Annotated in this window: 11 protein-coding genes; 8 read left to right on the forward strand and 3 right to left on the reverse strand. The window is 57.8% G+C overall.

Going from position 1 to position 12,424, the window contains the following annotated elements; genetic code table 11:
• Positions 1-349 precede the first annotated feature (349 nt).
• From HKN37_17190 to HKN37_17215, 6 genes are all read left to right on the forward strand, one after another.
• Positions 350-892 carry a hypothetical protein gene (locus tag HKN37_17190; GenBank protein ID NNE48389.1) on the forward strand — a complete coding sequence of 181 codons (543 nt, stop codon included), beginning with the start codon at positions 350-352 and terminating at the stop codon, positions 890-892.
• A 219-nt stretch (positions 893-1,111) separates the two neighbouring features.
• Positions 1,112-1,579: a hypothetical protein gene (locus HKN37_17195; GenBank protein NNE48390.1), complete on the forward strand. Its 468-nt coding sequence runs from the start codon at positions 1,112-1,114 to the stop codon at positions 1,577-1,579.
• A gap of 75 nt (positions 1,580-1,654) precedes the next feature.
• Positions 1,655-2,089, forward strand: coding sequence for a hypothetical protein (locus HKN37_17200; GenBank protein ID NNE48391.1), 435 nt, complete (start codon positions 1,655-1,657; stop codon positions 2,087-2,089).
• A complete protein-coding gene (locus HKN37_17205; protein NNE48392.1) occupies positions 2,086-2,919 on the forward strand; it encodes a hypothetical protein in 834 nt (277 codons plus the stop codon). The genes HKN37_17200 and HKN37_17205 overlap by 4 nt, the downstream gene beginning before the upstream one ends.
• Positions 2,920-2,926: 7 nt before the next feature.
• Complete coding sequence (locus HKN37_17210) at positions 2,927-6,163, forward strand: LysM peptidoglycan-binding domain-containing protein (GenBank protein NNE48393.1); 3,237 nt, start codon at positions 2,927-2,929, stop codon at positions 6,161-6,163.
• A 53-nt stretch (positions 6,164-6,216) separates the two neighbouring features.
• Positions 6,217-6,651, forward strand: a complete 435-nt coding sequence (locus HKN37_17215; protein NNE48394.1) for a hypothetical protein — start codon at positions 6,217-6,219, stop codon at positions 6,649-6,651.
• A gap of 28 nt (positions 6,652-6,679) precedes the next feature.
• Here HKN37_17215 and HKN37_17220 read toward each other — a convergent pair whose 3' ends face one another.
• Both HKN37_17220 and HKN37_17225 read right to left on the reverse strand, forming a co-directional pair.
• On the reverse strand, positions 6,680-7,933 hold the full coding sequence (locus HKN37_17220) for a flotillin family protein (GenBank protein ID NNE48395.1): 1,254 nt from the start codon (positions 7,931-7,933) through the stop codon (positions 6,680-6,682).
• Between the two features lie 42 nt (positions 7,934-7,975).
• On the reverse strand, positions 7,976-8,620 hold the full coding sequence (locus HKN37_17225) for an NfeD family protein (GenBank protein ID NNE48396.1): 645 nt from the start codon (positions 8,618-8,620) through the stop codon (positions 7,976-7,978).
• Positions 8,621-8,825: 205 nt separating this feature from the next.
• Between HKN37_17225 and HKN37_17230 the strand changes: the two genes are divergently transcribed.
• On the forward strand, positions 8,826-9,377 hold the full coding sequence (locus tag HKN37_17230; GenBank protein NNE48397.1) for a DNA repair protein Rad52: 552 nt from the start codon (positions 8,826-8,828) through the stop codon (positions 9,375-9,377).
• Here HKN37_17230 and HKN37_17235 read toward each other — a convergent pair.
• Positions 9,367-10,527 carry a histidine kinase gene (locus tag HKN37_17235; GenBank protein ID NNE48398.1) on the reverse strand — a complete coding sequence of 387 codons (1,161 nt, stop codon included), beginning with the start codon at positions 10,525-10,527 and terminating at the stop codon, positions 9,367-9,369. The two genes, HKN37_17230 and HKN37_17235, sit on opposite strands and share 11 nt — an antisense overlap.
• 117 nt (positions 10,528-10,644) lie before the next feature.
• Here HKN37_17235 and uvrA point away from each other — a divergent pair.
• Positions 10,645-12,424, forward strand: a 1,780-nt coding sequence (uvrA, locus tag HKN37_17240; GenBank protein NNE48399.1) for an excinuclease ABC subunit UvrA, incomplete at its 3' end; no start/stop codon positions are given.

Here is a 12,424-nt window from a genome sequence, read left to right on the forward strand (position 1 = left end):
CGGCGAGGTGGTCGGGGTACATAATGCGGAAGTGTGTCGTTTCCGCGACGCGCCAGTTCAATTCCGGGTGGTTGCGTCCGCTGACGATACCGAATCCCTGGGCGAGGGCAGTGCCCGCAGTCAGTGCTACGACTGCGGCGGCGAAAAGGAAGGTGGGAATCCTCCGGTGGAGCATGCGCGGTGGTCTGAAGTGGGTCGAGATATACGACGAGGCCGTCGCGAGGTTTGCCGGACGGTGCAGTCCGTGGAGCGCTTACAAAAACTTGCAGGAGGAGTATGACATTATGGTGTCATACGGGTAATCGAACTTGTGGTTGGGTGACGGTAGTGATCACAAGCATGATTTCTCATGGAGCGCACGACGATGTACACATACGATGAACGACAAACGGAAACCGAGGTCTCTCGCACAGCGAGTATCGGCCGGGACGTTGAGAGTCAAACATCATCTCCGGAGGTCTGCCCGAGCGACGAATTGGCGTGTGCGCTGAAATCGGTGGCCTGTCGTGGGGTCACGATATCTCAGGGGCCGACCGCCGAGTTGGTCGGGGGCGTAACCGTAGATCTTGCCATAGCGGGTTCTCGCGGCACGTTCGGTGTCATATGCGATGCACTGGATACTGGTCGATTGCAGCGGCAGCCATGGCTCCTTGCCGGGCTGGAAATGAACCGCGTCTATTGTCTCTCCGCCTTCGATGTACTTATGGATCCCGAAGGTGTCGCGTCGGCGCTTTCGAGGATGGAGCCAGGTTATTTGCGAATCACGAAATTATCAGGCTCCCGAAATCGCGTTCATGTTACGCGAGTCGAGGCGCAGGATCCGATGGCTTTCCCATGGGACGGGGAGGCTACCCACTCCGGCACCGTGGGACGTGCCGCACGGGCGGCCTGATCGTTCAGGCATTGTGTGGAGATACCGTGGATCGAAATTGAAGATATGATGTGGACCTTTAGCACGTTTTCGGTGCTCCGATAGACGAGAGACATCGAATAGCTACCGCTATCGATGTTTGGAGTCTTCAGGTGCTTCAGTGGGCACGGTTGCGTCACGCGCATCACGGTTCAGCTCGACTCCCTCACGGAGATCCCACCACAAATGCACATACGAATCATGAAAACGCGAATCCTACTCACCGCGGTCACCCTCGGACTCATTACAGTCGCAAATACCGCTTCCGCGCAGTCAACGGCGTCCCACGACGTAACCATCGCTGTCACCGCAATTGACGAAATCGTGGTCAGCGGCAACGTCACGCTGACAATCAACTCAATCACCCTGTCTGAGTCCGCTTCCGCCAACTACGGAATTACTACAAACGGTGTGGCAAGAAAGATCGTTGCGTCGCTGGATTCGGACTACAGTCCAACTCTTGCGCTCGACGTAGCGGTCTCTGCACCGACGGCAGCGGGTACGTCGACCGGAGCGATCACTCTCAGCTCGGCTGCGCAGGACGTTGTTACCGGAATCAGTGCGGTCGCCGAGTCCGGTCTCGCGATTGATTACACCGCAACGGCTCTTCCTTCGACTCCGGCGTCAACGAGCGAGACGCGGACCGTCACCTATACCATCACCAGTTAGTCCAACCGCCTACCTCGGCTGCAGCCGGACGCGCGTTGCGCGTCCGGTTTCCGTCTGTCTTGACTGGACTTCGCCATGCCCGGAAAGCGTGCGGTTGCGATACTTGCTGTAGCGCTGTCAGTCATGTTGCCTGAAAGCACTACTGCTCAACGACTGAAGCTCCAGGGAGGCCCGGTTGTTATCACGCTGGATCCAGTTGGACGCCCGGCCGGAGAGGACGGCTCGTCGCGGCTCCAGTGGAACCAGGTCCGATCCCCATCCAAGATTATGGTCAGTTCCTCATCCATCGACCAGCGCTTCGAGCTTTTTGTCGACGCGATCGATGTTCAGCGTGGCTTGCCGACAGGCGAATTGAGCTTGGTCTCGGGAGGTACGGCGCAAGACCTGATCGTCGCGATTACGCAGCGAGGTTCAGGCCGGTGCACCTTGAATTATCGAGCAGTGGCTCGGCCGGAGAATGGGTTCGGAGAAGAGACTCATACTGTCACCTATACGATCACAGGTCAATGAAGAAGACTCGACCAGGCTGGACAAGCATAGTGTTTCTGGCTCTCATGATGGCGGCCACTCAGAGTGCAGCAAGTGCACAGATATCTGTGCTCGGTTCGCTCGCGAGCGATCGTGATGTTGCGCCGGGAGAAGTGTATAGCGGACAGATTACGGTTCGCAACGACTCCCCTGAACCCGCGCAGGCGAAGATCTATCAAACGGACTACATGTTCTACCATGATGGGTCGAACTACTTCGAAGAACCGGGGACGTCACCGCGATCGAACGCTGGCTGGGTGCAGTTTAATCCCGCGGTTCTCACACTCGCACCCGGTGAGTCGGGCGTGGTGAACTACGTTGTAACGGTTCCGACAACGGTCGTGGATACGGTACCAATCGGGTCATACTGGAGCATGCTCATGATCGAGGGCATTTCCAAAGACTCACCTGAATCGACGCTGGGCAAGACCGACCGAACACAGTTCGGGATCCGGCAGGTTACCAGATACGCTGTTCAGGTCGCGTCACACATTCGCACGAACGCGAAGATCGACATCGACATCGCAGGCGTAGAGTTGACAAAGGAGGCCCTGGGTCAGCCGATCCTGCAGCTGAATTTCGAGAACAGTGGCAACGTACTAATCGTGCCGGAAACCTGGATCGAGTTGTACGACACAGCGGGTGAATTAGCTCGCCGAATACGGGGTCAGCAATCCCGGGTCTACCCGGGCACGTCGGTTGCCCATCGCTTCGAGCTGGCTGACACACCCGAAGGCGCGTATGATGCGCTTGTTGTGGTCGATGGAGGCAACGATAACCTCTTCGGAGCGCAATACAGGATAACCTTGTAGGGAGAACATGCGACGGGTCCGTCTCTGCCTGCCAGCCGTACTCGTCTTGCGGATTCTCGTGGGGGACGTGTCCGTATATGCTCAGGAAATCGGATCAATCGAAACTGACTCCATCGCGACGGAGGTGATCGGACAGCAGGCCGGTCCGGCAGAGCCCGGAAAGACGATCACCGCGTCTTTTCGCGTCACGAATCTTGCTGCTCGCGCGGCGAAGCTCTCCGTTGAGACGCAGCTGCCGGCTCGCTGGACCTCGATATTTCCTGCACGCCAGATCGAACTTGAGGCAGGCGGATCGACGAATGTTCTTCAGCTCGTTCGAATTCCTGAGGATGCAGCACCCGGCAGCTACGAGATCACGCTTCGAATCGGGGAGGCTGCTCAAGGCGAAACCCGGGCAAGTCATCGTGTAGTCGTCGCGTCGACTTGCACGTTCTCGATCGAGGCGAGCGCAGCAAAGCGATTTGTTGAGGCGGGCAAGACCCTTCACGCGACGGGAGCTATCAGGAATTCCGGCAACGTGGCTATCAGTGTTCGCCTTCGAGCGAGAAGTGCGCGAGGTTACGGTGTAGCAATCGATACCAGCGCGATACATGTTTCTGCGGGTGAGGCAAAGGAATTCCTGGCATCTATCGCCACCCCGGCCGGAGCCGGCAAGATGGTACAGCGTGCACTGATCATCACTGGGGAAACGCCCGACTGTGGCGGTCTTGTTGACGATGCAGCGGTGCTGTTTGACGTAATCCCCGGAGCCCACGCAAAGCCAAACGATGAGTCCGACCTCCCCGGTGCGATTACTATCGGCACCACCGTGAGTGGACAAGACGTTGCAGCTCAGGTCGGGTTCGAGGTCGGCGGATTCGTCGACCGCGACCAGTCTCGACATCTGGCCGTGGCCGTGCGCCTCCCGGATCAGCGGAAGTCATCGAGGCTTGGCAAACGAGGTATTCGCAGAGCCTCGTACGAGAGCGAATCAGTCACCATAGGTCTCGGAGACACGCGGTTCGGTTACTCAACTCTGACCACGGTGCCCGGCATTGGACGCGGTATCTCGATCGAAGGCCGTCGAGGTCCGCTCACCGCCGGGGCTTTCTATGATCGCAGCAGGTTTGGTTTTCCCGTCAGGAGTCGGCAAGGCGTGTTGCTAAGCTTTCAGACCAACGTCTGGAGTTCGTTCGGAGCGACGTACTTGAGACGCAATGGTGTCGATCGAGGTGAAACAGTGACCGTGTACGCACGCGCTGCCCCTTCGGAGTTGGCTCACGTGAAGCTCGAAGTCGGTGACGCTGTGGCCGGCGTGAACCGCACCGGAGCCGTCGCGATGGAGCTGGTAGGCCGTCGAAATCAATGGATTCAGTATTCGGGTCGATATGTGCATGCCGGACCCGGTTTTCCCGGACAGTATGCCAACTTTGATTTCCGGCACGGTGCCATCACGATCAGGCCGTTCGGAGGCGTCTTTTTTCACTCGTCTGCTCGGATCGAACGCCAGTCGTTCGAAGGGACACCTGGGGCCGACGACTGGCGGAGAGAGAACAGTCGGGTTCGTTCAGGCCTTGGCTGGAGGGTGAGGTCTGGTACGAACGACGCGTCAATCAAGCTCGACGCGGGTGGGCGCGCTCGAACCGTAGCATCCGATCTGAACTTCGGATTGCATGAGCGAGACGTTCGGTTTTCCGTTGCAATGGGAAGGCGCTTATTCTCGGCGTCCGCGCATGTCACGACCGGTCGCTTCGCAGGAACGGGAGTTGATGAAGGGCACGCCTTTCGGGAGTTCGGTTTGACGTCGGAGGCGAACCTGGGTGTGCACACCATCGCCGCCTCTCTCGAGTACTTCAACGGGGCGAACATGGATCATCCAGTCGTGGGGAGTTCGTCGTCGCTTCGAATAGCTCTGTCGTCCCGGCTAAATCGCAAGACCCGGCTGCACGTTGACGGGTTTGTGAGTCAGGATGATTTCTGGGGTGGGCTCTACGAACTGATACACGCACGACTGTCGCGACAGATAGGCAGTGTAGAATTGACCGCGCGCTTTCAGTACAGTTCAGCGGCGTCTCGAACCGGTAGCGGTCTGGCTGATCTGGGACTGTCGCTTCGCGTGCCACTGTCGGCGCCAAATCCATTTCGTGCCTCGACCCCTCGGGTTCACGGTCGAGTGACGGATGCGACAACCGGCAAGCCGGTGGAGGGGGTCCTGGTTCGCCTGTCCGATTCTCACGCCCTTTCGAACGTCGAAGGTGGATTCAGTTTGCGAGCACCGGGCTCGGGCGTCCGCCTCTTCGGAATCGACTCATCTACTCTCGATGTCGAATTCGTCCCGATGCTTGAACTGCCGATGGTAGTAGATCTGGATAAGTCACCGCTTCCTGTAATCGAAGTCCCAGTCGCAAGGGCTGCGAGGCTGGTCGGTCGATTTCTGATCGTTGAAACGCGCGGCACGCACGACGCCGGTCCGGTCAGGACTGTGCGCCCGGTTGCACTCGCCGTGATCGAGATCGACGATGGAATAGGCAAATATCGAACGGTCACGAATGCAGCGGGCAGGTTCATCTTTCCGAAAATTCGCCCCGGGAAATACGGTGCGTCAGTCGTTATGGCCGAGCTGCCTCGTCGATACAGAGTGGCCCGGGAGCGGTATGAATTTCAGGTAGATCCGGGCCAACAGTCATCGCTGGAAATCCTGGCGGAATCAGACATCCGAAATATTCGAATGATTGCCGGGGGAGAGATAAAGACGAACGCCACAGACGTCGCTGATCGTCGAACTCGCCCCGGCGTTCGCGCGCCATCTGACACAACTTCCACGTGCCCCGCGGATGACCGGCCGCGGGCATTCACAAATCGCGTCGTGAAGGGTGAGAGTTTGTCTCGGCTTGCTCGTCGTCATTACGGAGATGAGAGACTCTGGCCAGTCATCTGGCTCGCGAATCGTGAACGGGTATCAAATCCGCATCTGATTTCGGTAGGATCGATCCTGAGCATACCTGCTCGGCGATTTGAGTTCGAACGGGACCGTACTCTTGGAACGACTCACCGTGCGGTCGAAGACGAAACCCTGGCGTCTGTTTCTGAAAGATATCTGGGGTTGGCGGAATTGTGGCCGCTGCTGGTCACGAATGGCCGATATGGCGGGCTCCAACTGCTTGAACCGGATAGCCTTATCCATATCCCGGCGCTGCGTGTGGCGGAGATTTCACCCGATTCTTGCCAGCAGGAGAAGGGAATTCGAGGCCACCAGAGGCAATAGCGCCTGAATTCACTTAAGTTTCACTGGTCGTTGTACCGATATCCATGTCGACTATGATGATCAGGACAATCATACTGCTGTCGGTCGGAATCGCTGTGACGGGTGTGGCGCAGGGCCAACAACTGGATAAGGCAAGCCACAAGGTGACCGTCGAGCGAATTGCGGAAACGCAGGTTCTGGCGCCGACGCGGGTACAACTCTCATCGGAAAATCTTGCAAGAGATGCCGGGCAGCTCGAGATCAAATCGAACGTGCCTCTGCTCAAAGTTGTCTTCTCCCTGGTCGAACCTCCCGATCTCAATGCGGCGGCGGCGGGGGACGCTGACCTGGCTATCGCACGGATGCGTGAGGTCTATTCATTTCAGGAGGTACTGCCTCGTGCGACAGAGCAACGACTCGACCTGAAAGAAATCATCCAGGAGTTGCCGGACGAGTTCCGAGACGACGAGATATCGTCAAGGCGACTCGTGTTTACGATCACGCAGTAGAAGTCTAGAAGCTGGTTGGCCGGCGTCTCTAGTCGTCTGCCTCCTGATCCGGAAGTCTGAGGTCACCAGCGCGCTGCAGCATGCCCGCAATGTCAACGCCGGTAGACGCCTTCAGACTCTCGAGCAATGCTGGCGTAGCGCCTGCAATCTGACTGAAAACTGCCGGCACCCCCGTTCCTGGGGCACCCTGGCCGCTGTCCACGACCGTGATCTTGTCGATCTTGAGGTTGTCGACCGTCTTGACGACCTGTTTCAGAATGTCCGGCAGCATCTGGATCAGGAAAAGGCGCTCCGCATCCTGGCCTGCATCGACCCACAGCTCAAGTTTCTGCTTCAGCACCGCTACCTCCGCCTTGCCGTCCTCAAGGATACGTGCAGCGTCACCGATAGCGATCTCTTCCTTCGCCTGTCGTTCCGCCTCGGCAGCAACGATCACGCGGGCCCGCTGCTCCTTCTCTGCGAGCATGATCTCTTCCTCTGCCAGCTCCTGCTTGGCCTTTGCCTCAGACACCTGGGCGGCCACCGAGATCTTGGCCTCCTCGGCCTCCGCCTTCGCCCCTAGCTGGGCCCTGATTATCCGGACCTCATTTTCCGCCTCGACGATAGACTTGTCGGCACGTGCTTCCGCCAGCTTGGCCGCTTCCCGCTTGTCGGCTTCCACGATCTCTGCCTGAGATATGATGTATGCCGTGCTCTGCCGGCCGATCGCGTCCAGGTATCCTCGATCGTCCTCGACGCTCTGGATCTTCAACGTGTCCAGCTGAAGTCCGAGCGCGCTGAGATCGTTGTCGGCTTCCTCGAGAAGGACCTTGGCAAACTTGAGCCGATCCTCATTGACCTCCTCAGGCGTGAGCGACGCCACGACCCCGCGAAGGTTACCCTCCAACGTCTCCTTTGCGATCGTCTGGATCTCGTCGAGTGACTTTCCCAGCAGACGTTCGACAGCGTTGTTCAATTCCGCCTCGTTTGACGCAATCTTTACGTTCGCGATCGCCCGCACAGTCAACGGAATTCCACCCTTGCTATACGAATTCATTACGGTTAGGTCGATCGGAATCGTGTTGAGGAGCAGCCGATCAACCTTCTCAATAATCGGGATCCGGAAGCCCCGACCGCCCTGAATGACACGATATCCTACCTCAGACCCGTCTCCCAGAAGCCTCCTCCGACCGCTGAAAATGAGGACCTCGTTCGGCGGACAGATCTTCAGATTTGCTCGAATGATTCCGAGCACCGCCAGTATTCCCAGAATCAGGACAATGGGGACAACAAGGACTTCCATGATTTATTAGCCTGTACTTATTTCAGAGATGAAGTGTAATCGTCAATTTGGCTTGACGACCTCAGCCACAGATCCCGCCATTCGAACGACGACAACGTCTTCTCCTGGTTCGAATGTGGACAGGCTTTCGTCGTCGAACGACCTCGCCACGAGCTGCAGCCGCTTGCCCTTTGAGATCAACGTGATCTTGCCCTTTTCGCCACCCTCAAACGGTATGAGGACCTGCCCGGTCGTACCGCGGATATCACGGGACGTCTGGGTACTCGACACGGTACGATATCCGAACGTCTTGATGACCCAGTTTCCGCCCAGCCCTATCGCAAGTCCCGTCATGATGGAAGCGACCAACGTCCAGACGACGGATGCATCCATCCACGTCAGCAGCGTTCCCGTCAGTCCGAAGAACGCCGCGAAGAGAAAGAGCGCCCGGACGGAGAACAGATCCACGAGGCCCGGTCCGCTTCCAATGCCGCCGTCGATGTCAAGATCATGGTCCGCGTCAAGCTCGAAGTCATGATCGGCGTCGAAATCGAAGTCGTGGTCGACCTCGAAGTCGAAGTCCGAGTCCGCATCGAAATCAAAGTCTGAGTCCGCATCGACATCCGTATCCGTCTCTCCACCACCAAAGATGGACAGCAGCACGAAGAAGCCTCCGACGATCAGGCTGATGAGGTATACGGTATCCATTGATTGCGCCGTTCCGGAATGAGGGTGATCTGGGCGGCGATAGGCCGTTACAGACTACGTCGATCTTAGACAAAAGTTAGTGGCATAACAACCCCCGCGTGCTATCGGGGAAAGACCCACACCAGGTATGACATTATGCTGTCACATAGGGGTCGGATATTTGGGACACGCAAGAATCACAATAGACGAAGACGGGGTTGGCGCCATGACAAACACAACGAACCTGAGGCGGTTGCAGCATTACTTCTCAAACGCCGACATCGACTGGAAGCCGGTCAAATACACGAAGGACCGGCGTCGCGCCATGGCCGTGCCGTATATCACCAATCGCGCGATCATGGATCGTCTGGATCTTGTGTGTGGTCCGGAGAACTGGTGCAACCAGTTCAAACAGGGTCCTGATGGCGGAGTGCTTTGCGGGCTTTCAATCCGTGTTGGAGAACAGTGGATCACCAAGTGGGACGGAGCCAGCAACACGGATATCGAGGCGGTAAAGGGTGGTTTGACCAGCAGCATGCGGCGGGCGGCGGTCCAGTGGGGCATCGGGCGCTACCTGTATCGATTGCCGGCGCAGTGGGTATCGCTCGACGAGAAGGGTCGATTCCTTCAGCACCCGAGCATGCCTCCGTCCTTTCATCCGGCATACTCCGGAGATGACAGCGAGACACCATCACTACGCCCAATGGAAGCCGGGGCACGGAAAAGCATGCCGCGACCAACTCACGTGCGACCCGTTGCACGAGCAGCTAACGCTTGACGCCCCGTCCCTCTTCTCCGAACATGAAGAGGAGCGGGCGCCAGACACGGCGAGCCCAGAAGCGCTCGTTATGTTGAGCGCCAGCAGCCGTGATCCACATAAGGTTCTCGTTGTCCTGAAACCCACGATGGCGAAGTACCGGAAGCATCCTGTCAATGCCAGTCTGCAGCCGCGAATCGAGCTGATCGTCACCGTTGTCGATGTAAAGCGACAGACCCATCAGATCCCAGTCCGCGCGGTTCTCGACCTCTCGTGGAAGAGTATTGGGGAAGTACGGCGACAGGCACGCCGCTTTCGAGAAAATGTGCGGATAGTGCCACAGCGCAAGGAAGGAGATTGTCCCACCCATCGAAGCGCCCATGATTCCGGTGTGTTCTCTCTCTGAAAGCGTTCGGTACGCTGCGTCAATCTTCGGCTTCAGGGTATTCACCAGGAAGTCGAGGTACGCGAGTCCGGCATCGGTCGCGCCGTACTCGTCAGACCTCGCCGGCGTGTTGTACACACCCACAACGATCACGGCCTCCATTTCACCGAGGCTGCTCAGAGAGTCGATGTTCTCGTCGACCTGCCAGTCGACACCAGCGTACGAAGTCAGGGGGTCAACAATATTCTGACCATCATGCATGTACAGCACGGGATACCGCCTCGAAACGTCGCTCTTGTAACCGGGCGGCAACCAGATGATCGCATCCCGTGTCGGGATTCCGTCGCCCTCGAGTTCTCGCAGATACTCAACATCTCCGGTTATCTGTCCTTGCACAGCGCCGGCTACATCTTTCCACCCGAACACATTGATGACTACGGTGGTGTCGCCGGTCAATGTGATCGCATGGTTGGCGGGGACCGACCCATCTTCCAGAACGGCCTCCGTGATCCATTCACCGCGCGTGATCTTGAATTCAATTGTTGAATCGCGCTCAAGTGAAAGAACCGCTTTCCAGGTGGTCGAGTCCTCCGGGGACAGCGCCATTCCGTCGGGCCGCCACGAGCGAAGCAAATCGATATTGCCGGCAACGTATACGGTGTCGCCGAATGGAACACCGGACGGAGTCCGGACGATGAGTGTCAGTCTTGGATCTGGAACGGGGCCGCAAGCGGCCGCGATGATCACGAGTGCGATTAGAAGACCGCGTGGATTAGTCAGGCTCATGCTACGTCGACGTTTGCTCTCGAATGTTTGCCGGCCACATCTAGGAACGAAGACTATGTGGTCCGGTTCGACACAAGATATTCCGTCCCCGCCCCCAGCCCGAAACGACGACGCCTGATGCACGACCGGATCATCATTCGAGGTGCCCGCGAGCACAATCTGAAGGATATCGATCTCGACATCCCGCGGAATAAGCTCGTGGTGATTACAGGCCTCTCGGGTTCCGGCAAGTCAAGCCTTGCGTTTGACACGATATACGCCGAAGGCCAGCGGCGCTATATGGAAAGTCTCAGTGCATACGCACGGCAGTTTCTCGGAATGATGGAGCGGCCCGATGTGGACCATATCGACGGTCTGTCTCCCGTAATCGCGATCGAGCAAAAGACGGTCAGTCGAAACCCGAGATCCACCGTCGGCACCGTTACCGAGATCTACGACTTTTTGCGTCTTCTTTTTGCCAGGGCCGGGACGGCCCATTCGTGGATCTCGGGTCTGCCGATGCGGCGGCAGTCCGACGACGAGATTATCGACGGCATTGGAGAGTTGAAATCCGGCTCTCGGGTCTTGATTCTCGCCCCCGTCGTGCGGGGTCGCAAGGGTCACTACCGCGAGCTGTTCGAGCAGATCGCCGGGCAGGGCTTCGAGCGCGTGCGCGTAGATGGCGAAGTGGTGCAGATCAAGAAGGGAATGAAGCTGGATCGCTACAAGACCCACAATATTGAGGTGGTGGTTGATCGCATCGTAATCAAGGAAGGGGTGAGGGCACGCGTGGCTCAGTCAGTCGAGTCGGCGCTCGGAATGGGTAGTGGCACCTTGATCGCCAGTGTCGTGAACGGAGACGCGGACGATGGTGACCGCCTGTTCAGTCGCCATCTCTTCTCTGCGGAAGACGGTATCTCGTACGACGATCCTTCGCCAAACACATTCTCCTTCAATTCGCCATATGGGGCCTGTTCGGACTGCAACGGACTGGGAACGAAGAGGGAGCTCTCGGAGCAGATGGTTATCCCCGATGCGTCGCTCTCGATTCAGGATGGAGGTCTTGCGCCGCTTGGCAAGCCAAGGGACGTGTGGATCTTCAGTCAGCTTACGGCGGTCGGGGAGCGGTACGCATTTGACTTCGGGACACCCCTGGGTGAGCTTAGCGCGGAGCAACTGGAAGTAATACTTCGCGGTGCGGGCGATGAACAGTTTGACATCGTTTACCGCTACAAGGATCGAGAGGTACAGTACAAGCACAGGTTTAACGGTGTTTTCGGTCACCTCTGGCATACGTATGAACAGACTTCATCCCAGTCGTCGAGGAAGTGGGCCGAGTCGTACATGCAGCAGCTTCCGTGTCCTGAATGCGGTGGCGGACGACTGCGAAAAGAGAGTCTGTCGTTTCGGGTTGCCGGAAAAAATATCTCCGAGCTTGTAGAGATGGACCTCCAGACGCTGAGGACCTTCTTTGACGATGCGAAGCTGGAGAAGCGTCAGTCGGTTATTGCACGGCCGATCGTGAAGGAGATTTCGGAACGACTGGACTTCTTACTGAACGTGGGTGTCGGATATCTGAACCTGGATCGGTCGGCCCGATCCCTGTCGGGTGGGGAGAGTCAGCGCATCCGGCTTGCGACCCAGATCGGTACTCAGCTCGTAGGTGTGCTCTATGATCTCGATGAACCCAGCATCGGGCTTCACCCGGCAGACAACGGCCAGCTCATCGACTCACTGAAGCGCCTGCGCGACCTCGGCAATTCGGTCCTCGTCGTCGAGCACGACCGCGAGATGATCGAAGTCGCGGATCACGTCGTCGATCTTGGACCGGGCGCGGGCGAGCTGGGCGGACACGTAATGGGGTCGTCAAAGCCGGGAAGGCTTCCTCTGCGAAGGAATGGCGCCGTCAGTTTGACCA

It is taken from the genome of Rhodothermales bacterium (assembly GCA_013002345.1).
Lineage (GTDB): Bacteria > Bacteroidota > Rhodothermia > Rhodothermales > JABDKH01 > JABDKH01.

What these genes read in the sequence shown, in the direction of transcription:
- HKN37_17190 (NNE48389.1), top strand. Translation starts at nt 350, where the DNA reads ATGGAGCGCACGACGATGTACACATACGATGAACGACAAACGGAAACC.
- HKN37_17195 (NNE48390.1), top strand. Translation starts at nt 1,112, where the DNA reads ATGAAAACGCGAATCCTACTCACCGCGGTCACCCTCGGACTCATTACA.
- HKN37_17200 (NNE48391.1), top strand. Translation starts at nt 1,655, where the DNA reads ATGCCCGGAAAGCGTGCGGTTGCGATACTTGCTGTAGCGCTGTCAGTC.
- HKN37_17205 (NNE48392.1), top strand. Translation starts at nt 2,086, where the DNA reads ATGAAGAAGACTCGACCAGGCTGGACAAGCATAGTGTTTCTGGCTCTC.
- HKN37_17210 (NNE48393.1), top strand. Translation starts at nt 2,927, where the DNA reads ATGCGACGGGTCCGTCTCTGCCTGCCAGCCGTACTCGTCTTGCGGATT.
- HKN37_17215 (NNE48394.1), top strand. Translation starts at nt 6,217, where the DNA reads ATGATGATCAGGACAATCATACTGCTGTCGGTCGGAATCGCTGTGACG.
- HKN37_17220 (NNE48395.1), bottom strand. Translation starts at nt 7,933, where the DNA reads ATGGAAGTCCTTGTTGTCCCCATTGTCCTGATTCTGGGAATACTGGCG.
- HKN37_17225 (NNE48396.1), bottom strand. Translation starts at nt 8,620, where the DNA reads ATGGATACCGTATACCTCATCAGCCTGATCGTCGGAGGCTTCTTCGTG.
- HKN37_17230 (NNE48397.1), top strand. Translation starts at nt 8,826, where the DNA reads ATGACAAACACAACGAACCTGAGGCGGTTGCAGCATTACTTCTCAAAC.
- HKN37_17235 (NNE48398.1), bottom strand. Translation starts at nt 10,527, where the DNA reads ATGAGCCTGACTAATCCACGCGGTCTTCTAATCGCACTCGTGATCATC.